Source organism: Alcaligenes sp. PF14, assembly GCF_037150615.1.
In the GTDB taxonomy this organism is placed as follows: Bacteria; Pseudomonadota; Gammaproteobacteria; order Burkholderiales; family Burkholderiaceae_B; genus Alcaligenes; species Alcaligenes phenolicus.
On sequence record NZ_JBAGRS010000008.1, the window covers coordinates 90,466 to 111,085 of the forward strand.

The 20,620-nt window shown below is 55.8% G+C and carries 18 protein-coding genes; 6 read left to right on the forward strand and 12 right to left on the reverse strand.

Translation table 11 applies throughout. The annotated features are described in order from the left end of the window. Positions 1-11 precede the first annotated feature (11 nt). On the reverse strand, positions 12-800 hold the full coding sequence (locus WFM49_RS16690; RefSeq protein WP_336974403.1) for an SDR family oxidoreductase: 789 nt from the start codon (positions 798-800) through the stop codon (positions 12-14). A 3-nt stretch (positions 801-803) separates the two neighbouring features. Next, a complete protein-coding gene (locus tag WFM49_RS16695; RefSeq protein WP_336974404.1) occupies positions 804-1,775 on the reverse strand; it encodes a D-2-hydroxyacid dehydrogenase in 972 nt (323 codons plus the stop codon). Positions 1,776-1,929: 154 nt separating this feature from the next. Here WFM49_RS16695 and WFM49_RS16700 point away from each other — a divergent pair, with 154 nt between their 5' ends. Together WFM49_RS16700 and WFM49_RS16705 are read left to right on the forward strand one after the other, a co-directional pair. After that, positions 1,930-3,840 carry a S9 family peptidase gene (locus tag WFM49_RS16700; protein WP_009453968.1) on the forward strand — a complete coding sequence of 637 codons (1,911 nt, stop codon included), beginning with the start codon at positions 1,930-1,932 and terminating at the stop codon, positions 3,838-3,840. Between the two features lie 60 nt (positions 3,841-3,900). Further along, positions 3,901-4,515, forward strand: coding sequence for a glutathione S-transferase family protein (locus tag WFM49_RS16705; RefSeq protein ID WP_060185070.1), 615 nt, complete (start codon positions 3,901-3,903; stop codon positions 4,513-4,515). A 245-nt stretch (positions 4,516-4,760) separates the two neighbouring features. On the opposite strand, the gene WFM49_RS16710 is transcribed toward WFM49_RS16705, so the two are convergent. The 6 genes from WFM49_RS16710 to proC form a co-directional block, all read right to left on the reverse strand. Continuing rightward, on the reverse strand, positions 4,761-5,462 hold the full coding sequence (locus tag WFM49_RS16710) for an ABC transporter ATP-binding protein (protein WP_009453966.1): 702 nt from the start codon (positions 5,460-5,462) through the stop codon (positions 4,761-4,763). Then, complete coding sequence (livG, locus tag WFM49_RS16715) at positions 5,463-6,227, reverse strand: high-affinity branched-chain amino acid ABC transporter ATP-binding protein LivG (protein ID WP_009453965.1); 765 nt, start codon at positions 6,225-6,227, stop codon at positions 5,463-5,465. After that, positions 6,224-7,447, reverse strand: coding sequence for a high-affinity branched-chain amino acid ABC transporter permease LivM (livM, locus tag WFM49_RS16720; RefSeq protein WP_115633651.1), 1,224 nt, complete (start codon positions 7,445-7,447; stop codon positions 6,224-6,226). Before livM ends, livG begins: the two co-directional genes overlap by 4 nt. Beyond that, positions 7,447-8,376: a high-affinity branched-chain amino acid ABC transporter permease LivH gene (gene livH / locus WFM49_RS16725; protein WP_009453959.1), complete on the reverse strand. Its 930-nt coding sequence runs from the start codon at positions 8,374-8,376 to the stop codon at positions 7,447-7,449. The genes livM and livH overlap by 1 nt, the downstream gene beginning before the upstream one ends. 104 nt (positions 8,377-8,480) lie before the next feature. Next, on the reverse strand, positions 8,481-9,602 hold the full coding sequence (locus tag WFM49_RS16730; protein WP_035271556.1) for a high-affinity branched-chain amino acid ABC transporter substrate-binding protein: 1,122 nt from the start codon (positions 9,600-9,602) through the stop codon (positions 8,481-8,483). A gap of 334 nt (positions 9,603-9,936) precedes the next feature. After that, complete coding sequence (proC, locus tag WFM49_RS16735; protein ID WP_254499256.1) at positions 9,937-10,776, reverse strand: pyrroline-5-carboxylate reductase; 840 nt, start codon at positions 10,774-10,776, stop codon at positions 9,937-9,939. 178 nt (positions 10,777-10,954) lie between these two features. Between proC and ugpB the strand changes: the two genes are divergently transcribed. From ugpB to WFM49_RS16755, 4 genes are all read left to right on the forward strand, one after another. Further along, on the forward strand, positions 10,955-12,262 hold the full coding sequence (gene ugpB / locus WFM49_RS16740) for a sn-glycerol-3-phosphate ABC transporter substrate-binding protein UgpB (protein ID WP_009453953.1): 1,308 nt from the start codon (positions 10,955-10,957) through the stop codon (positions 12,260-12,262). A 180-nt stretch (positions 12,263-12,442) separates the two neighbouring features. After that, positions 12,443-13,327 (forward strand): sn-glycerol-3-phosphate ABC transporter permease UgpA, encoded by an 885-nt coding sequence (gene ugpA / locus WFM49_RS16745; protein WP_009453951.1) that lies wholly within the window; start codon positions 12,443-12,445, stop codon positions 13,325-13,327. Between the two features lie 21 nt (positions 13,328-13,348). Beyond that, positions 13,349-14,191: a sn-glycerol-3-phosphate ABC transporter permease UgpE gene (gene ugpE / locus WFM49_RS16750; protein ID WP_021446597.1), complete on the forward strand. Its 843-nt coding sequence runs from the start codon at positions 13,349-13,351 to the stop codon at positions 14,189-14,191. 20 nt (positions 14,192-14,211) lie between these two features. Then, positions 14,212-15,297, forward strand: coding sequence for a sn-glycerol-3-phosphate import ATP-binding protein UgpC (locus WFM49_RS16755; RefSeq protein WP_336974411.1), 1,086 nt, complete (start codon positions 14,212-14,214; stop codon positions 15,295-15,297). 88 nt (positions 15,298-15,385) lie between these two features. Here the strand turns inward: WFM49_RS16755 and WFM49_RS16760 are convergent, their stop codons facing one another. The 4 genes from WFM49_RS16760 to recG all read right to left on the reverse strand — a co-directional run bounded on the left by WFM49_RS16760 (position 15,386) and on the right by recG (position 20,611). Next, positions 15,386-16,510 carry a branched-chain amino acid ABC transporter substrate-binding protein gene (locus tag WFM49_RS16760; protein WP_026482583.1) on the reverse strand — a complete coding sequence of 375 codons (1,125 nt, stop codon included), beginning with the start codon at positions 16,508-16,510 and terminating at the stop codon, positions 15,386-15,388. Between the two features lie 156 nt (positions 16,511-16,666). Next, a complete protein-coding gene (locus WFM49_RS16765) occupies positions 16,667-17,134 on the reverse strand; it encodes a Dps family protein (protein ID WP_026482584.1) in 468 nt (155 codons plus the stop codon). 392 nt (positions 17,135-17,526) lie between these two features. Continuing rightward, positions 17,527-18,492, reverse strand: a complete 966-nt coding sequence (locus WFM49_RS16770) for a LysR substrate-binding domain-containing protein (RefSeq protein WP_009453943.1) — start codon at positions 18,490-18,492, stop codon at positions 17,527-17,529. Positions 18,493-18,529: 37 nt separating this feature from the next. Next, positions 18,530-20,611, reverse strand: coding sequence for an ATP-dependent DNA helicase RecG (recG, locus tag WFM49_RS16775; protein WP_336974415.1), 2,082 nt, complete (start codon positions 20,609-20,611; stop codon positions 18,530-18,532). Between the last annotated feature and the right edge of the window lie 9 nt (positions 20,612-20,620).

The following is a 20,620-nucleotide window of genomic DNA, read 5'->3' on the forward strand; positions in this document are numbered from 1 at the left end:
TCAGGGAACAATCAGAAAGTAATGGAGAAACCGCCGTCTACAACCACGATATGGCCATTGACATAGGAAGCAGCCGGAGAGGCCAGGAACACAGCGGCAGCGCGGATTTCGTCCGGCTTGGCCCAGCGTCCCAAGGGGTTGCGGCCAACCACTAAAGGACCTTTGACGGGGTCTTGAGCCAGAGCGGCATTGGTTTCCGTGGCAAAGGTACCGGGGGCGATGCCATTGCTGGTAATGCCCTGCCCGCCAAATTCTACGGCCAGTGCTCGTACCATGCCGGCCAGACCCTGCTTGGCAACCGGGTAAATAGCGTCGCCTGGGCGAGCCAGCGGGCCTGCAATGGAGGTCAAGGTCACAATACGGCCGTGCCGGGTCTGAGCCTTGAGCATGGCTTGGGCCGCGTACTTGGACAGTTTCAGCGTGGCCAGCAGGTTTACATTCAGCAAATGTTCCACATCGTCCCAATCGGCATCCTGCAAGCGGCTGCGTAGTCGCACGCCCACATTGTTCACCAGAATATCGGGAGTGCCGACGCGCTGGCACAGGGCTTGATAGGAGTCTGGCAAGGAGTCCAGATCGGCCAGATCATGTTCCCAGGTATCAACCTGGGCACCGCCAGTTGCAAGCTCGTTGGCAAGAGGCAGGAGTTTACTGGCCTTACGACCATGCAAAATCACATGGGCGCCATGGGCGGCGTAGGCACGGGCGATTTCCAGGCCCAGACCGGCGGACGAGCCGGTCACCAGAGCACAGCGACCAGCGAGGGAGAAATTGGCTTGGTAGGAGCTTAAATCAGTCATTATTTACAGCGTATGGCGTGCTTGGCCGCGGTGGAAAGCAACAATGTTTTCGATCAACTGGTTTGCCAGGGCCTGCATGGCCTCCTGACTGGCCCAGCCTATATGCGGCGTCAAAATGTAATTGGGTGAGTCTAACAAGCGCATCAGGATATGGTCAGCGGGTGGCGGCTCGGGCGTGCAAACATCAATGCCTGCACCACCCAGCCAGCCCTGTCGCAAGGCGTGCTCCAGTGCCTGATTGTCGATCAGCCCGCCACGGGCGGTATTGATCAGCAAGGGGCGGCGTGGGGCCATACGCTCGAACTCGGCCATGCCCAGCATGTTTTGTGTTTCAGCAGTCAGGGGGCAATGCAGGGAGAGGACGTCGGCTTGCTCCAGCACTTGCTCAAAGGGCAAGCGGTCATCCGCATTGCTGACGATGGTCTGGCCACGGCGTTGAGCAAAGATGACTTTCATGCCCAGGGCTCGACCCATGGTGGCGACGGCCTGCCCCAGAGATCCAGAGCCAATCAGACCTAAGGTGGAGCCTGCCAGATCACGGATGGGATAGTCGAAATAACAGAACTGCTGGGCTTCTTGCCAGCGGCCTTCCTTGACGGATTGGCGGTAGGCGCAGATATTGCGGCGCAAGGCAAAGATCAGCGCAAAAACGTGCTCCGGAACACTGCGCACGGCGTAGTCGCGGATATTGCTGACCACAATGCCGCGTTCACGGGCGGCATCCAGATCAATATTGTCGCTACCTGTGGCGGCCAATGCGATCATTTTCAAGTTGGGCGCGGCCTGCAAATGCTCGCGGCGGAGTGCCACTTTATTGCTGATGACAATGTCGGCATCGGCAATACGTTCGGCCACTTGATCGGGAGCGGTACGTCCGTAAACTTGCAGTTCATGCTTAAAGGGAACCTGCGGCAGCTCTACGCTGTCTGACAGTGTTTCCCTATCCAGAAAAACGATACGAGTCAAAGAAGTCATGCCTGTCCTTGTCCTTGAGCTGCCCCTGGCATTCTGGCCCTATTTTCAGAGGGTTCTTGCCTTTGCTTGGGACCATCATCCGATATAGTAATGGGATTGATACAGGCTTGTCCCTGGTCTCACCCTCATAACCCTGTTTTATAGGTTATTGCTTATGCTCTTGTCCCTCTTGCTCTCTTTGGGCGCCCACGCCCTGATACCGGATAACGTCGCGAGCACCACTCCCCCACTGTACGACATTCGGGACTTCTTTCAGAATCCCAAGCGTAGCGGTTTCCGGATTTCGGATCAGGGGCGCATGATCGGCTTTATGGAGCCCGTCAAGATCGACGGTCACCCCGCCCGTCAGAATATCTTTGTGCAAGAGTTAAAAGGCAGTGAGCCTGTGGGCGAGGCTCGCCGCGTCACCGCCGAACATCAGCGCGATATTGCCGAGTACTTCTGGAAAGGCGATGAAACCGTTATTTATGCCAAGGACGTCAATGGCGATGAGAACTATCACGTTCTGGCGGTGAACGTGCTGACTGGCAAAGTCACGGACCTGACGCCGCTGGAAGGGGTACGTGCCGGGGTGCAGGACGATTTGCCGGACGACCCGGAGCATATTCTGGTGTCGCACAACGGCCGTAATCCGGAAGTGTTCGACGTCTACAAGGTCAATGTCCTGACCGGTGAAAGCACATTGGCGGCCGAGAACCCCGGTGATGTACTGGGTTGGAGCACAGACCATCAAGGTCGGGTGCGCATGGCGATTTCGATCTCGGGTGTGGATTCCGAACTGCGTTATCGCGACAGCGATTCCGAGCCGTTCCGCAGCATTTTGCAAACGGACTTCCGCACGGAAGTCAGCCCCCTCTTTTTTCATGCCGATAATCAGCGCTTCTACGCCTTGAGCAACCGTGGTCGCGACACCTTGGCCCTGGTATTGATTGACCCTGCCAAGCCGGATGAAGAAGAAAAAATTTACGAATTACCCGATCACGATCTGATGGGAGCTGGCTATTCTCGCCTGCGTCAGGTGTTGACTTCGGTGGATTATTACACCGACAAACCCGGTCAGCATTTCTTTGACGAGCACAGCGAGAAAATTCACGCCGCCATCGCCCGCCAATTGCCGGGCTACGAGATCAGCATTCAGTCCATCACACGCGATGAAAAGAAAATGATTGTGGCCAGCTACAGCGATCGCAATCCAGGCTCACGCTACCTTTACGATGTGGACAGCAATAGCTTGCACAAACTGGCTGTAATCAACAGTGCCTTGCCGGAAAGCGATATGGCGGTCATGCACCCTATCGAATTTACGGCACGTGACGGCATGAAGATTCACGGCTACCTGAGCCTGCCTTTGGGTGTCCCCAGCCGTAATCTGCCGGTGGTCATCAACCCGCACGGCGGCCCGTGGGCGCGCGATTACTGGGGCTTTAACCCCGAGGTGCAGTTCCTGGCCAACCGTGGCTACGCCGTCTTGCAAATCAACTTCCGCAGTTCGACCGGTTATGGACGCAAGTTCTGGGAAGCGGGTTTCAAGCAATGGGGCCTGAGCATGCAGGACGACATTACCGATGGCGTTCAGTGGCTGATCGATCAAAAGATTGCTGACCCCAAGCGCATTGCCATTTACGGCGCCAGTTACGGTGGATACGCGACCTTGGCCGGTATCGTCAAAACCCCGGACTTGTACGCTGCAGCGGTGGACTATGTGGGCGTGTCCAACTTGCTGACCTTCATGAATACCATCCCGCCGTACTGGAAGCCTTTGCTGGTGAAAATGCACGCCATGGTAGGTGATCCGGAAAAGGATAAAGAGCTGCTGGAAGCCAACTCCCCCGTTTTACATGCCGACAAGATCCGCACTCCCTTATTTATCGCCCAGGGCGCACACGACCCACGGGTGAACAAGGCAGAAAGTGACCAGATGGTTGCCGCTTTGAAAGCGCGTGGTGTGGATGTGGAGTACATGGTCAAGGATAACGAAGGCCACGGCTTCCATAACGACGAGAACAAGTTCGAGTTTTACGAGCGTATGGAGCGCTTCCTGGCTCGCCACCTGCAGCCTCGATGATTTTGGAGTGGCGCGACAAGCTCGCGCCATTTGTTTATCGCACTTTTGGAAAGAGAGCTTATGAAACTGTATTACATGACTGGTGCTTGTCCTTTGGTGACCCGCATTGCATTGGAGTGGATAGGCAAGCCGTTTGAATCCCAGCGCGTCAGCCGTGACGAACTGCAGCAAGAAGAATTCCTGAAACTGAACCCCAACGGCGCTGTGCCTGTTCTGGTCGATGGTGATCTGGTTCTGACACAAAGCATCGCCATTCTGGAATACCTGAACGAGAAGAACCCGCAAGCCAATTTGATTGGCAGCACCATCGAACAACGCTTTGAAGCCCGCCGTTGGCTGGCCTTCCTGAACGCCGAAATCCACCGCAACGTGGGTGTGGTGTTCGGTACGCATCGCTACGCGGATCAGGAAGCAACTCAGGCCGAGGTCAAGGCCAAGACCGCTGCCTTGCTGACCAAGCAACTGGGCGTGATCGACAAGCACCTGGAAGGCAAAGAAACCTTGTCGGGCTCCTTGTCCGTGGCTGATGCTTACCTGTACGTGGTACTGCGCTGGGCTGCTCTGATGAAGCTGGACCTGTCGGGCATGAAGAACCTGAACGCCTTCTTTGCTCGCATGGAGCAGAACGAAGGTGTGAAGGCGGCACTGCGCGGCGAAGGCTTGTTGAAGGATTAAGTCGTTTCGCAGCTAGCGATATCAGGTTTCAGGGGATGCTGTCGTGTTCTGTTCCCCTGAAGCGTACGGCAAGCATATCGATAGCTTTTAGTTCTGGTGCGGATGGCCTTGTGTTGACTTGTCACCCGAAAAAAAACCTGAATCCAGCAAAAGCTGCGATTCAGGTTTTTTTTCAAGCACGTAAATTAAAGCGGTGCTTTAAATCGATGACGCTCTACCGCTTTGAGGCTGCATTCGCTGGCTGTCTAAGCCCCCAGATAAGCCTTCCGAATATCCGGATTCGCCAGCAGATTGGCGCCGGTATCCTGCATCACTACCTTGCCGGTTTCCAGCACATAGCCACGGTCTGCAACTTGCAGGGCCTTATTGGCGTTTTGTTCTACCAGAAACACCGTCACGCCTTCATCGCGAATGGTACGGATGATGTCAAAGATCTGCGCAATGATCAGCGGGGCTAGGCCCAGCGTAGGTTCGTCCAGCAGCAGCAAGGACGGTTTGCTCATCAGTGCGCGACCGATAGCCAGCATTTGCTGCTCACCACCTGACATGGTTCCTGCTCGTTGCGCAGCGCGTTCTTTCAGGCGGGGGAACAGTTTGTAGACGTGCTCCTCTCCTTCGTCGATCTCGCTGCGGTTCAGAAAGAAACCGCCCATCTTCAGGTTTTCCGACACGGTCAGGTCTGGAAAGACGCGACGGCCTTCGGGAGAGATGGCGATGCCTTTGCGCATGATGCGGTGCGTGTCGGCGTGGGTGATGTCTTCGCCCATGAAGCTGATGCTTCCCGAGCTGGCTCGGGGCGAGCCGCAAACGGTCATGAGCAAGGTGGTTTTGCCAGCGCCGTTCGCGCCAATCAGGGTGACGATCTCGCCCTGATTCACGTCCACGCTAACTTGATCCAGCGCCTGAATAGCGCCGTAATGGGTAGATACGGAGTCCAGCTTAAGCACTTATTCTTCCCCCAGATAGGCTTTGATGACGCGCGGATCATTGCGCACTTCTTCAGGCAGGCCGGTGGCAATGGGTTTGCCATATTCCATAACCAGGATCCGGTCTGATACGCCCATAACCAGGCTCATATCGTGCTCGATCAGCAGGACGGCCACGCCAAATTCGCGGCGCAGTTGGTCGATCAAGGCTTGCAGATCACGTTTCTCTTGGGGATTCAGGCCCGCCGCAGGTTCGTCCAGCATCAGCAAGCGCGGCTGGGTGATCATGCAACGTGCAATTTCCAGGCGGCGCTGGTGGCCGTAGGCCAGATTGCCCGCTTCACGGTTGGCCAGATCGGTCAGGCCCATGAAGTCCAGCCATGTCACCGCACGCTCTTTAGCTTCCTTTTCGGACTGCTTGTAGCGTGACAGGTTCAGCAGACCGGACAAAAAGCCGGCCTTGAGCTGGCTGTGCTGGGCAACCAGCAGGTTCTCCAGCACCGTCAGCTTCTTGAACAGACGTACGTTCTGGAAGGTACGTACCAGGCCTTTTTGTGCCACTTTGTGGCTGGACAGGCCGTGGATGGGTTGGTCTTCCAGGGTGACAGAACCGGAAGTGGGCTTGTAAAAGCCGCCTACGCAGTTAAATACCGTCGTTTTCCCGGCGCCGTTGGGGCCGATGATGGCAAACACTTCGTCTTTAGCCACATCGAAGCTGACGGAGTCCACCGCCAGCAAGCCACCAAAACGCATCGACAGATCGGATACTCGGAGTAATGGGCTCATGCACGCAACTCCACATGAGGACGTTGCACAGGCAGCAGGCCCTGTGGACGCCAAACCATCATGGCCACCATGACCAGACCAAAAATCAACATCCGATACTCCGCGAACTCTCGGGCCAATTCAGGGACCACTGTCAGCACAATAGCAGCCAGAATGACGCCGATTTGTGAACCCATACCACCCAGCACCACGATGGCCAGGATCAAGGCGGATTCAATAAAGGTGAAGGACTCCGGGTTGACCAGACCCTGACGGGCGGCAAAGAAAGCACCACCAAAACCGGCAAACATGGCGCCCATGGTAAAGGCGGACAGTTTAATGGAAGTGGGGTTCAGGCCCAGCGAACGGCAAGCAATCTCGTCTTCGCGCAGGGCTTCCCAGGCACGGCCAATAGGCATGCGCACCACACGGCTGGAAACCAGCAAGGTGATCAGGGCCAGCGCCAGGGCCATCAAGTACAGATACACCACCACGTCCTGGTTGCTGAAGGTCCAGCCCATCAGGTCGTGGAAGGTGGTCTGCCCTTCCGGTGCACGGCGTGCCATGGGGAAACCGAATACGGTTGGCTTGGGGATACCGGAGATGCCATCCGGGCCGCCGGTCAGGTCATACATATTGATGAGCAAGAGGCGAATGATTTCACCAAAACCCAGGGTGACGATAGCCAGATAGTCGCCGCGTAAGCGCAGCACGGGGAAACCTAGCAGGAAGCCGAACAGGGCTGCCATACCACCCGCTAATGGCAGTGCTTCCCAGAAGCCCCAGCCCGCATAGTGATAGAGCAAGGCGTAGGTGTAGGCACCCACGGCATAAAAGCCCACGAAACCCAGGTCCAGCAGGCCGGCAAAGCCCACCACGATATTCAGCCCCAGGCCCAGCATGATGTAGATCAGCACCAAGGTGGCAATATCCACCTGAGCACGACCACCAAAAAAGGGCCAGACCACGGCACAAGCGATCACGATGTACAGCAGGATCTTCTTGTGCTGCATGCTCAGTTTGGGCAGCGTCCAGCGGCTTTCACGTATCTTGGTGCGATTGACGTTAGGACGGATCAGCTGGACCACAAAGACCAGTGCCATACCGATCAGAATGATCTGCCAATCGCTTTCCAGATGGGTGTTCATCCCGGCGCGCACAATTTGCAGGCCAAAGACGGGAGCCACAATAATGCCTGCCAAGACAGCGGCGATAAATGCATTGCTAAAGCGGTTCATCATCAGACTTTCTCCACCTCGGGTTTACCCAGCAGGCCCGTTGGGCGGAACAGCAGGATAAAGACCAACAGTAAAAAGGCCACGATGTCCTTGTACTGCGACGAAATAAAGGCAGCGGCAAAGGTTTCTGCCAGACCCAGCAGGACACCGCCCAGCATGGCGCCCGGGATGCTGCCAATACCGCCCAGCACGGCTGCCGTAAAGGCCTTGATACCGGCAATAAAGCCGATGAAGGGGTTCAGCTTGCCAATGGCGGTGGCAATCAGCACGCCGCCCACGGCAGCCAGCATGGCGCCGATGACAAAGGTAAAGGAGATGATTTTATTGGTGTCGATACCCAGCAGGTTGGCCATGCGCAAGTCTTGTGAACATGCACGCGAGGCGCGACCCAGACGCGAGTACTTGATGTAGAGGCTGAGCATGATCATCAGCACCACGGTCACGACAATGATCATGACGCGTGAGTAAGGCGCCGTGACGGTAAAGCCGTCTGCGCCCAGGCTGAACTGAAAGGAGCCGGACAGCAATGTGGGCACTGCCATATCGCGTGCGCCCTGGCCCAGGGCAACCCAGTTCTGCAAGAAAATGGACATACCAATGGCCGAGATCAGCGGGACCAGCCGAGGGCTGCCACGCAGCGGCGCATAGGCAACTTTTTCAATCGCATAGCCGTAAACCGCGGTTACCAGGATGGCAACCAGCAACATGATAAGAATGATCAGCCAGATAGGCAGACCCGAGCCTACGCCAATCGCAGTCAGGGTTACCAGCCCGACATAGGCACCGATCATGTAGATCTCGCCGTGGGCAAAGTTAATCATTCCGATAATGCCATAGACCATTGTGTAGCCGATGGCGATCAGTGCATAAATAGCGCCCAAGGATAATCCATTGAACAGCTGCTGCACGATCTGAGGGAGTAAATCAGACATGCTTGTTTTTTTCCGTTGAGTCCGTCGTTTTGTTCTAAGGCTTTGTGGGCATCCAAAAGCAATGCCCCCGTTCTTCGTAAAGAGCGGGGGCACATAATCCAGTCTTATTTCTCAACTAGATCAAAGTTACCTTCTTTATCCCACTTGAAAACGGCAAATTCGAAATGCTTCAAATCACCCTTGGCGTCGTATTCTACCTTGCCAATGGCGGTATTGAACGCATTAGCGTGCATGTAGTCGGCTCCCTTGGCCGAATCTTCGCCTACCGCATTGATCGTGTCAGCAATAATTTGTACCGCCGCGTAGGCCGGGAAGGTAAAGGCCCCGTTAGGATTGCGCTTGTATTTGCTGAAGTTCTCCATCACGTCCTTGTTGGCCGGCATCTTGGTGAAGTCGGTTGGCAAGGTCACCAGCAAACCTTCCACTGCCGGACCGGCAATGGCGACCAGGTCGCGGTTGGCAACGCCTTCCGGACCCATGAAGGTGTTGGTCATGCCTTGTTCACGCGCCTGACGCAGCAGCAGGCCCAGCTCGGCATGGTAACCACCGAAATAAATCAGATCGGGGTTCACGCCCTTGAGCTTGGTGATTACGGCCGAGTAATCGCTGTCACCGACGTTAATGCCCTCGTACATGACAATGTTCATGTTCTTTTTCTTGAGCGCGTCACGCACTTGCGTGGCAACACCGGAGCCGTAAGTCTGCTTGTCGTGCAGGACGGCAATGCTCTTGGGCTTGAGGACGTCAGCAATGTAGTCGGCCGCAAAGGGGCCTTGCTGGTCGTCACGACCAATGGTGCGGAAAAAGTAATGGGGCTTGATAGTGTCGGTGACCAGAGGCGAGGTCGCACCGGGAGTAATCGCCACAATGCCTTCCTGCTCGTAAATGTTCACGGCAGGCACCGTGGTTCCCGAGCACGCGTGGGCCACGGCGAATTTCGCGCCGGAGTTGACCACGCGGTTGGCTGCAGGCACCGCCTGTTTGGGTTCGCACGCATCGTCAATCAGGACGGCTTCCAGCTTTTTGCCTTTGACACCCCCTGCTGCGTTAATCGCGTCAATTGCGGTCAATGCACCGGCCTGGATTTGGTCACCATATTGGGTGGAGGGACCAGTCATGGGTTGAGGGATACCAATTTTGATGGTGTCCGCCGCATAGGCGGTGCCCATGGCCAGTACGGTGGCCAAGGCGGTCAGAGCGGGGGTAAAGCGTCGAGTAAGGGTCATAGCAGCTGTCTCCCGAGGCCGGGGGTTCCCGGCATTGCTTTTTAGAAAGTGCTTATTCTGGGGTCTGGATAGGCATTGTTATGCTCCAGGGGAACCCATTTTGGGGTAGCTGCCTAAAACTTGTCACTTCGTATAAGCCCTAGCGCCCTGCTTATTTATTTTGAAAATAACGAGGCATTGTTAACAGGGTATTTCCAAAACCCGCTCGCATACTAAAAGCCTTGTTTATAAAAGAAAAGAGGAGCTCCCTTGAGAACTCCCCTGCTTTTTGTTTTACTGCTTTTTTATTGCGCTATATCAATTTTTGACGATGCTATAGGGAGTAATCCGGGGGTCAGGAAAACTCTTGGGCCAGCTCTCCGGCACGCACTTTGGCAGCATTGACTGCTTTTTGGACCAGGGGTGTAAAGCCGCCTTCGTTAAAGACATTCAGGGCGGCTGCCGTAGTCCCCCCTTTGGAGGTGACGCGCTCGCGCAAGACCGAAGGTTCTTCTGGCGACAAGGTGGCCAACTGGGTGGCGCCGTGCAGCGTTGCCAGGGACAGCTGGCGGGCCTGTTCTGGCGACAAACCTTGCTCGATACCGGCTTTGATCAAAGCTTCGATAAACAAAAACACGTAAGCTGGACCACTGCCTGAAACCGCTGTGACGGCATCAATGGCCGCATCATTTTCAACCCAGACCACTTCCCCCACGGATTTCAACAATTGCTGCGCAATGGCTTTATCGCTTTCATCTACCTGTTCCAGGGCCATCAGGCCGGTAATGCCACAACCAATAAAGGCCGGGGTATTGGGCATACAGCGGATTACACGCTGGTACGGCTGGCCGGGTTCGCCCAGCCATTGGGCCAGAGCGGTTGCCGGAATGCCAGCGGCCACGCTGATCACCAGGGTGTCCTCTTGCAGATAGGGTTTGCAGGCCAGTACGGTTTCTTTCATGACCTGGGGCTTGACGGCAAAAACCCAGATACGCTGCTTGGACAAGGCCGGGCCGGGTTCATACGCGGTTTGTACACCTTGCTGGGCCCACGACTCCAGGGCGGGCGGGTAAATATCAATCGCCAAAACGTCCGAGCCGCCGCAGCGTTTCCCAATTAAACCAGCCGCCAAGGCACTGGCCATATTGCCCGCGCCGATAAACGCCAGCTTAAAAGAGGTATCGTGTGGATTCATCATCGCTCCCATTAAAAATCTGTCCTCTGACACGTTTTCTTAGCGTTTGAGGGTAATTAGTCATTGCTTATATAACGCTGTCATGGATACATTCACGAGAGCGTCATAAACAAGTCATAAGCTTGAGTTTTAAAACCTGCTACACCTTAGCGGCACCTTTTATACAGGAGAAAGCCTGATGCGAACAAAACTATTTGCTCTGTCTCTAGCCGGTCTGATTGCTTCTATCGGCACTGCGCAAGCGGCCACAGAAATTCAGTTCTGGCATTCAATGGAAGGAGCCTTGGGCGAACGGGTTAATGCATTAGTCAAAGACTTTAACGCATCTCAGTCGGACTACCAGGTTAAAGCCTCGTATAAAGGCAACTATGGCGAGTCCATGAACGCCGGTGTCGCCGCTTTCCGTGCCGGTAATGCCCCTGATATTTTGCAAGTATTCGAGGTGGGTACTGCCACCATGATGGCCGCCAAGGGCGCCATTCAGCCAGTTCAGGAAATGTCGGAGAAAGCGGGCAAACCTATCAACCCGGATGACTTTCTGGGTGCGGTTGCCGGTTACTACTCCTCCAACGAAGGCAAGCTGATTTCCATGCCTTTTAACAGCTCCACCCCGGTGCTGTACTACAACAAGGACGCCTTCAAGAAAGCTGGCCTGGATGCCGAGAAGCCACCCAAGACCTGGCAGGAGCTGCACGAAGCCGCCAAGAAACTGCGTGAGTCCGGCCAAGAGTGTGGCTATACCTCTTCCTGGCCCTCCTGGATTCTGCTGGAGAACTTTGCCGCCTGGCACAACATCCCCTTTGCCAGCGAGAACAACGGTTTTGGCGGCCCCAGCGCTCGGCTGCAGCTGGATAACCCACTGTTCCTGAAGCACATGACTTTCCTGGCAAATATGTCCAAGGATGGTTCCTTCTCCTACGGCGGTCGTGGTGATACGGCCAACGCCCTGTTTACCAGCGGCAAGTGCGGCATGTTTACCGGCTCCAGCGGTAACCGCGCCAACATCATCAAAACCGGCGAATTTGAATTTGGCACCAGCAGCCTGCCCTATTACAGCGATGTACAGGGCGCGCCTCAGAACTCCATTATTGGTGGTGCTTCCCTGTGGGTCTTTGCCAAGAAGTCCGATGATGTCTACAAGGGCGTGACTGAATTCTTCCACTTCATCTCCAGCCCTGAGCAAGCCGCCGCCTGGCACCAGGACACCGGCTATGTGCCTGTGACCAAAGCAGGCTTTGAAAAGACCAAGGACTCCGATTTCTACGCCAAGAACGTGGGCGCAGACGTTGCCGTCAAACAGCTGGACGCCAGCACCACCGAGAACTCGCGTGGTATTCGCCTGGGTTCCTTGCCGCAGATTCGTGACATCGAAGACGGTGTGATGGAACAGATTTTTGCTGGCAAAGTCACCCCTGAAGAAGGTTTGAAAGCCATGCAAAGTCGTGGCAACGAACTGCTGGAGCGCTTTGAAAAGAGCGTGAAGTAAGCCCTGCCCGCCTTGCGCGGGTGGTTTACAATCGAGCGTATGAGTGTGCGGACGGCGTCTTGTCTTGGCCTCAGGCCGGCAAACTGTCACCATCTTGTCCAAGCCGCTCATACGCTTTTCGTTTCATTAGAAGTCTGTCCACCCTGATGGTGGCGCTCCCTTCCCATTGCGCGCAAACCTATGGAAAAACGTGTCGTCTTTCGTCATAAGACACTGCCCTATTTGCTACTTGCTCCGCAGCTAGCCATTACTCTGATCTTCTTTTTTCTGCCTGCCGGTCAAGCGCTGTGGCAGGCTTTTCATTTGGAAGACCCCTTTGGCCTGTCTTCGCAGTTTGTAGGCCTGGATAACTTTGCCGAGCTGTTCAATAGTGCAGAATATATGGCCTCGTTCAAGACGACGGCGGTATTTTCGCTTGCCGTGTCGGTGTTGGGGCTGGTCGTAGCTTTGGTGCTGGCCGTGATGGCGAATAGAGTGATACGGGGCGCGCTGCTGTATCGCAGCTTGCTGATCTGGCCTTATGCCGTGGCAACGGCGGTGGCCGGGGTGTTGTGGTTGTTCCTGTTCTCCCCCTCTGTAGGGATTGTGGCCGTGTTCCTGCTGGAGCATGGCATTCAGTGGAATCCACGCTTGAATGGCAATGACGCCATGTTGCTGGTGGTAATTGCTTCGGTCTGGAAGCAGATCTCCTACAACTTTCTGTTTTTCCTGGCTGGCCTGCAAGCCATCCCGCGCTCCCTGATTGAAGCGGCCGCCATGGATGGTGCCGGTCCCATGCGCCGTTTCTGGGGCATTGTGTTTCCTTTGCTGGCCCCGACGACTTTCTTCCTGCTGGTCGTGAACATTATTTATGCCTTCTTTGACACCTTCGCCATTATTGACGTGGTCAGTCAGGGCGGGCCGGGTGAAGCCACCTCGATTCTGGTTTACCGGGTCTACAACACGGGGTTCCGTGGCCTGGATATTGGTTCTTCGGCAGCCCAGTCTGTGGTGCTGATGGCGGTGGTTGTGGCGCTGACGGTGATTCAGTTCCGCTATATTGATCGCAAAGTGACGTACAGCTGATGCGCAGCAAGGAACATAGTCATGGTTGAACGACGCCCTATTCTTGATTTTTTCACGCATCTGACCCTGATCCTGGGTGTGATCGTGATTGCTCTGCCCCTGTACATCACGTTTGTGGCTTCCACCCAGACCAGCGCGGAAGTGGCCCGTGCGCCCATGTCGCTCTGGCCGGGCTCGCACATGGTAGAGAACTACATCACCGCTTTGCAGGGGACGGCCACCAACTCCCCACCAGTGGGACGCATGTTGCTGGTCAGCATGGTGATGGCGCTGGGCATCGCGGTTGGCAAGATCATTATTTCCATGCTCTCGGCCTTTGCCGTGGTGTATTTCCGCTTCCCGTTCCGCATGCTGTTTTTCTGGATGATTTTCGTCACCCTGATGCTGCCGGTGGAAGTGCGCATTATGCCCACGTACAAGGTCGTGGCGGACCTGCAGTTGCTGGACAGCTATGGGGGCCTGATCCTGCCCTTGATCGCTTCAGCAACCGCGACCTTCCTGTTTCGTCAGTTCTTTCTGACGGTGCCCGATGAATTGATCGAGGCCGCCCGTATTGATGGTGCCGGCCCGATGCGGTTTTTTAAAGATGTTCTGCTGCCCTTGTCCAAGACCAGCATTGCCGCTTTGTTTGTGATTCAGTTTATCTACGGCTGGAACCAGTATTTGTGGCCGCTGATCATTACCACCAAAGAGGATATGTACCCGATCGTGGTCGGTATCCGGCGCATGATTTCCGGTGGTGACAGCGTGACCGAGTGGAACGTGGTGATGGCCACGGCCCTTTTGGCCATGATCCCGCCTGCCCTGGTGGTGATGCTGATGCAAAAGTGGTTCGTCAAAGGTCTCATCGACTCTGAAAAGTAATTCTCTACAGGCTTTATTGAATGGCTAGCTTACGATTTGAAGGCATCAAGAAAACCTACCCGAACGGGACGGTCGTTATTCACGGCATTGATGTGGACGTGAAGGATGGCGAGTTCGTGGTGATTGTGGGCCCTTCTGGATGCGGTAAATCGACCTTGATGCGTATGGTGGCGGGGCTGGAATCTGTCACGGCAGGTCAGGTGCTGATCGACGGCAAGGTCGTCAATGATCTGGAACCGGCTGAACGTGACATTGCCATGGTGTTCCAGAACTACGCGCTCTACCCCCATATGTCAGTCTTTGACAATATGGCGTATGGCTTGAAAATCCGTAAGTTTTCCAAGGATGAAATCAAGCAAAGGGTCAATGCCGCCGCTGCGATCTTGGAATTGGGTGCCCTGCTGGAACGTCGTCCAGGGCAACTGTCGGGGGGCCAGCGTCAGCGTGTTGCGATGGGCCGTGCGATTGTGCGTGAACCCAAGGTGTTTCTGTTTGACGAGCCCCTGTCCAATCTGGATGCCAAGCTGCGAGTGCAGATGCGTCTGGAAATTCAGAAACTGCATCGTCGCCTGAAAACCACCAGCCTGTATGTGACTCACGATCAAATTGAAGCCATGACCTTGGCCGAGCGCATGATTGTGATGAATCAGGGCATGCCTGAGCAAATCGGGACACCCGCCGAGGTATTCGAAAAGCCTGCTTCCGTTTTTGTGGCCACTTTCATTGGTTCACCGCCCATGAACTTGTTGCCAGTAGAGGTGGATGCACAAGGTCAGATCACGCAAGACAATGGTCAGCCTGTGCAGTTTGGCCCGGAAATGGTGCCCGCTGCGGTGCGTGGCCGCAAGGTGTTCCTGGGCATACGACCAGAACACATCCAGCTGCATGTGCCCGGTGTGACTACGCAGGTGGAAATGGTGGAAATTCTGGGTTCCGAGCAGTTGCTGCATCTGGGTTGTGGCGACTATCGCATCATCGTGCGCTGCCCGATTGAGCAGACTCGCGAATATCCAATTCAAATTGGCGAGGCTATCCAGATTGGCTACATGCCACCCCACCCTTTGCATTGGTTCGACCGCGATACGGGTTTGCGTATCGAGGCCTGAGCAGCCTGCCTGAAGCAAGGTGCTCCAAGGCGATACATAATAAAAAACCGGCCCGAAGGCCGGTTTTTTTACGAGCAAGAATCAGGGATTACTTGCCGTAGACGGTCTTGGAACCGTCAGCGTGCCAGCTGAAGACGTCAAATTTGAAGTCGTTCAGGTCGCCCTGCTTGTTCCAGCTGATTTGACCGATAGGCGTTTTCACGCTGTTGGCGTGCAGGTAGTCGGCCACTTTGACTGGATCGTCCTCGCCAGCGCCCTTGATGCCTTCGGCAATCGCAATAGTTGCGGCGTAAGCGGACAGCTGGAACGCACCGCTAGGATCGCGCTTCTTGTCCTTGAAAGCCTGGACGATGGCCTGGTTGTCCGGATCTTGCGAGAAGTCCGCAGGCAAGGTCAGCAGCATGCCTTCAACGGCTTTGCCGGCAATGGCGTTAATGTCGGGGTTACCCACGCCTTCCGGTCCCATGAAGTGGACTTTCACGCCTTGCTCAGCGGCTTGACGCAGCAGCAGGCCCATTTCAGGGTGGTAGCCACCAAAGTACACGAAGTCCACGCCGGTGGATTTCAGCTTGGTGATGACGGCGGAGTAATCGCTGTCCCCCGCGTTAATGCCTTCAAACAGGGCAACTTCGGTACCGGCTTTTTGCAGTTCGGAACGAACCGAAGCGGCAATACCTTGGCCGTAGGACTGTTTGTCGTGCAGGACGGCAACTTTAGTGGGCTTGATCTGTTCCAGGATGAACTTGGCAGCGGCTGGACCTTGCTGATCGTCGCGACCAATGGTGCGCAGGATCATTTCGTAGCCTTTGCCGTCGGTAACAGCAGGTGCTGTTGCCGATGGAGTCACCATCAACACGCCTTCGTTGTTGTAGATATCGGTGGCCGCGATGGTAGCGCCCGAACAAACGTGACCGACAACATAGTGGATCTTGTCATTCACGATACGGTTGGCTGCGACGGGACCTTGCTTGGGTTCGCAGGCATCGTCAACAGTGACCAGTTCGAGCTGTTTGCCCAGAACGCCACCGGCAGCATTGATCTGTTCGATGGCCGTATCGACGCCTTGTTTGACCATGTCACCGTATTGGGTAACCGAGCCTGTAAAAGGACCGGCCAGTGCAATACGGATGTTGTCAGCGTGAGCAGCACCGGACAAGAGCAGACCCGTTGCCAGGCTCATGGCCGCTGCAACAGGAGTGAAACGAATTTTCATAGAAAACACCTCCGTGAATATGCAGGAAAGCATACACCGATAACAGGGCTTTATGCCTGCCTGACGCCTGAATTCAGGGTTTTCTATAGGGGGAATAGGAAAGGCCACCGTTTGGTGGCCTTTTTTTATCGCTATTTGAGGGCGATAAGATGGAAATTACTGCAGCAGGCTACGCAGCATCCATGCATTTTTCTCGTGCACGTCCAGACGCTGGGTCAACAAGTCAGCGGTAGGCTGGTCGTCGGCCGAGTCGGCACGGTCAAAAGCGGTGCGTGCAGTACGAGCCAGCGCTTCGTTACCTTTGACCAGCAGTTCGATCATGGTGGTAGCATCCGGCACGGAAGCGGGCTGGGTGATGGAGGACAGCTTCTGGAATTCGGCATAGGTACCAGGGGCGTAGTGACCCAGGGCGCGGATACGCTCGGCGATGTCATCCAGGGCTTGCCACAGTTCGGTGTACTGCGTCATGAACAGCTCATGCAGAGTCTTGAACATAGGGCCGGTGACGTTCCAGTGGAAGTTGTGCGTCATCAGGTACACGGTGTAGGAGTCGGCCAGTACCTTGGACAACTCTTTAACTACAGCAGCACGGTCTGCCGTCGAAATACCGATATCAATTTTCAGAGCGCTGCTGGCGGCGCTGGCAGGAGCAGCGGGTTTGGCGGCGGCAACCGGCTTGGTTGCGGCAGGCTTGCGAGCAGCGGCTGGTTTGGCAGCTGGCTTGGCAGCAGGTTTAGCGGCCGCCTTGGCGGGAGCTTTGGCTGCGGTGGCAGGCTTTTTGGCGACGGCCTTTTTAGCGGTCACTTTTTTGGCGGGGGCCTTGGCGGCTGCCGGTTTTGGTTCAGCCTTTACATCGGCTGCAACTGCGACCTTGGTATCAGTGTTCGGGGCTTCTTCGGCCTTGCTGACCTTGGCGGTTTTACTGACTGCTTTCACGGCTTTTGCCATAGTGGACTCCTGTTGAACAGAGGGCTAAATAGGTACTGAAGCAGAATAACACGCAGTAGGTGTGCGATTTACGCTAGTTCAGGATACGGGAAATTGCTGTTGTATTCGACTTTTAAGTAGTTGACCCCAGCCAAGCCACTTTCCATGATCCCACGGGTCAAGGCGTCAATGGCCGACGTGCGTGGAAAACTTTTGCGCCAGACCAAGGCAATGCGACGATCTGGAATGGGTTTTTTGAAGGGGACATAGGCCAGCAGTTCGTTGGCCTGGCCGGGGGCTGTCAAAGAGCTGGCTGGCAGGACAGTCAGACCGATGCCAGTGGCCACCATATGACGGATGGTTTCCAGCGAAGAGCCTTCAAAGGTGCGCTGTATGCCTTCACTGGACGCTGAAAAGCGCGATAGCTCCGGGCAAACATCCAGCACCTGGTCGCGGAAACAATGGCCGGCACCCAGCAGCAGCATGGTCTGATCTTTCAGCTGTTCGGGATCAATTTCCTTGCGCTTGGCCCAGGCGTGTTCATGGGGCATGGCCACCACAAAAGGCTCGTCGTACAGCTCGCGGATAACCAAGCCTGTTTCAGGCAAAGGCAGGGCCACAATGGCGCAATCAATCTCACCTTGGCGCAGCAATTCCAGCAGACGCACGGTAAAGTTTTCTTGCAATAAAAGTGGCATTTGCGGGGTCAGCTCGATTTGCTTGGGAACGAGCTTGGGCAGCAGGTACGGTGCCACGGTGTAAATAATGCCAACGCGCAAAGGGCCTGCCAAAGGATCGTGGCCCTGGCGGGCAATCTCGCGCAGGTTGGCACCCTCTTCCAGGACTTTCTGTGCCTGGGTGACAATGCGCAGCCCGATGGGAGTAATAGCCACTTCGGGCCCGCCACGCTCGAAGATGACCACGCCTAATTCGTCTTCCAACTTCTTGATGGCCACCGACAGCGTCGGTTGGCTCACAAAGCAGGCTTCGGCAGCACGTCCAAAATGACGCTCGCGTGCTACGGCAACGATGTATTTCAGCTCGGTCAATGTCATGACAATTCCTTGTGCAAAACAGCATTAAGACCTTGGGTTAACTACGGAGTAATTCTTCCCGGCCCTTCATCCAGCGCTGTAAATGGTGGTGAGCGTGGTCTGGATAATCACGGCGAAAGGTGCTGGCCAATGTTTGGGCCTGCTCGATCAAATCTTCATCGGACTCCAGGCTGGCAAAACGCAAGCCTGCCTGCCCGGATTGGCGCATGCCCATGAACTCGCCCGGGCCGCGTTGTTCCAGGTCGCGGCGGGCAATTTCAAAGCCATCGGTGGTTTCATACATGGCGCGCAAGCGCAGGCGGGCAATGGCCGACAGCGGTGCCTGATACAGCAAGACGCAGACGGACTGAATCTGCCCCCGCCCTACCCGGCCGCGCAACTGGTGCAGCTGGGCCAGGCCGAAGCGCTCGGCGTGTTCAATAATCATTAAAGAAGCGTTGGGCACGTCTACACCGACTTCAATGACAGTGGTCGCCACCAGCACGTCCAGATTGCCGCTACGGAACGCTTCCATGACCTCGGCTTTCTCCGAGGAAGACAAGCGGCCATGAATCAGCCCTACCCGCAAGGGGGCCAAGGCTTGCTCCAGAGCAGCATGGGTATCCACGGCGGTTTGCAATTGCAGGGCTTCACTTTCCTCGACCAAGGGGCAGACCCAATAGGCTTGTCTACCTTGGGCAACTTCAGCCCGGACGCGCGCCATGATTTCATCACGGCGATTATCGGCGGCCAGCTTTGTAATGATGGGACTGCGACCTGGGGGCAACTCGTCAATCGCGGAGACATCCAGATCCGCGAAAAAAGCCATGGCCAAGGTACGAGGGATAGGTGTGGCACTCATATTGAGCTGATGCGGCAAATAAGCCTGACCTTTCTTGCCTTGCGCATCCCCTTTACGGTTCAGCTCCAGACGCTGGCCAACACCAAAGCGGTGTTGCTCATCCAGAATCACCAATCCTAATTGCTGAAATTGCACATTGTCCTGAATCAGGGCCTGGGTGCCGATGGCCAGTCTGGCCTGTCCGGAGCTGATGGCTTCATAAGCCAAACGTTTGGCCTTGACGCCCAAACTGCCGCTTAACCAGGCCAGCTCGACGCCCAACGGCTCCAGCCAGGCGCGCATCTTCAGATAGTGCTGCTCGGCCAGAATTTCGGTGGGTGCCATCAGAGCCACCTGAAAACCGCTGGCAATGGCTTGCACGGCGGCAATGGCCGATACAATGGTTTTGCCGCTGCCTACATCTCCCTGCAACAGCCGGTGCATGGGATACGAGCGCTTCATGTCCGCGCTGATTTCCTTGATGCAGCGTTTCTGAGCGGCCGTTAACTTGAAGGGCAACGAAGCCAGCAAGGCTTTAGCCAGATCACTATTGCCTTCACGCATAGGCTTGGCACGTTGAGCCTGACGCGCAGCACGAGCCTGCGCCAGGGATAATTGCTGCGCCAGCAATTCATCAAACTTGATGCGGCTCCAGGCCGGATGGCCGTGTTCGAACAAATCGTCGTAGCTGAGCTCGGGCGGTGGGTAATGCAAAAGCCGGATAGCCTCGTTAAAGGGCATCAGGCCATATTCGCTACGAACTTCTTCAGGCAGGGTGTCGCGCAGGTCCGCATTATTGAGCGCATCGGCAATGGCTTTGCGCAGCTGTACCTGGCTCAAGCCATCAGTCGTGGGGTAAACAGGGGTCAAGGCGCGGGCCAGGGGTTGGCCGGCTTTGGTGACTTTGGGGTGCACCATTTCCAGGCCATGAAAGCCCTGGCGCACTTCGCCGCGTACTCGCAGGGGCAAATCCCCTTGCAGCTGCTTGAGCTGGCTGGGATAAAAGTGCAGCCAGCGCAAGGCCAGCTCGCCACTTTCGTCGGCAATACGAGCATGGAGCTGCGCACGGGGACGAGCCTGAACATCCGTACTAAGAATACGCCCTTCAATTTGCGCCATCTTGCCAGGGTAGAGATGGGCGATGGGCTCGACCTGAGTCTCGTCCTCGTAGCGCAAAGGAAGATGGACCACGAAGTCGGCAGGCTCTCGTAGGCCGAGCTTTTCAAACTTCTGGTCCAGACTGAGCGCCTTGCGTGGCGCAGCCCGTTTGGCCTGAGGCGCAGGCCGACCTGCGGTCATGGCAATACG

Excerpts from the sequence above, each read along its gene's own strand:
- WFM49_RS16770 (WP_009453943.1), bottom strand. The coding sequence starts at position 18,492 with ATGACATTGACCGAGCTGAAATACATCGTTGCCGTAGCACGCGAGCGT.
- livH (WP_009453959.1), bottom strand. The coding sequence starts at position 8,376 with ATGTCTGATTTACTCCCTCAGATCGTGCAGCAGCTGTTCAATGGATTA.
- proC (WP_254499256.1), bottom strand. The coding sequence starts at position 10,776 with ATGAATCCACACGATACCTCTTTTAAGCTGGCGTTTATCGGCGCGGGC.
- WFM49_RS16755 (WP_336974411.1), top strand. The coding sequence starts at position 14,212 with ATGGCTAGCTTACGATTTGAAGGCATCAAGAAAACCTACCCGAACGGG.
- WFM49_RS16730 (WP_035271556.1), bottom strand. The coding sequence starts at position 9,602 with ATGACCCTTACTCGACGCTTTACCCCCGCTCTGACCGCCTTGGCCACC.
- WFM49_RS16760 (WP_026482583.1), bottom strand. The coding sequence starts at position 16,510 with ATGAAAATTCGTTTCACTCCTGTTGCAGCGGCCATGAGCCTGGCAACG.
- livM (WP_115633651.1), bottom strand. The coding sequence starts at position 7,447 with ATGATGAACCGCTTTAGCAATGCATTTATCGCCGCTGTCTTGGCAGGC.
- ugpA (WP_009453951.1), top strand. The coding sequence starts at position 12,443 with ATGGAAAAACGTGTCGTCTTTCGTCATAAGACACTGCCCTATTTGCTA.
- WFM49_RS16690 (WP_336974403.1), bottom strand. The coding sequence starts at position 800 with ATGACTGATTTAAGCTCCTACCAAGCCAATTTCTCCCTCGCTGGTCGC.
- ugpE (WP_021446597.1), top strand. The coding sequence starts at position 13,349 with ATGGTTGAACGACGCCCTATTCTTGATTTTTTCACGCATCTGACCCTG.
- ugpB (WP_009453953.1), top strand. The coding sequence starts at position 10,955 with ATGCGAACAAAACTATTTGCTCTGTCTCTAGCCGGTCTGATTGCTTCT.
- recG (WP_336974415.1), bottom strand. The coding sequence starts at position 20,611 with ATGACCGCAGGTCGGCCTGCGCCTCAGGCCAAACGGGCTGCGCCACGC.
- WFM49_RS16695 (WP_336974404.1), bottom strand. The coding sequence starts at position 1,775 with ATGACTTCTTTGACTCGTATCGTTTTTCTGGATAGGGAAACACTGTCA.
- livG (WP_009453965.1), bottom strand. The coding sequence starts at position 6,227 with ATGAGCCCATTACTCCGAGTATCCGATCTGTCGATGCGTTTTGGTGGC.
- WFM49_RS16700 (WP_009453968.1), top strand. The coding sequence starts at position 1,930 with ATGCTCTTGTCCCTCTTGCTCTCTTTGGGCGCCCACGCCCTGATACCG.
- WFM49_RS16705 (WP_060185070.1), top strand. The coding sequence starts at position 3,901 with ATGAAACTGTATTACATGACTGGTGCTTGTCCTTTGGTGACCCGCATT.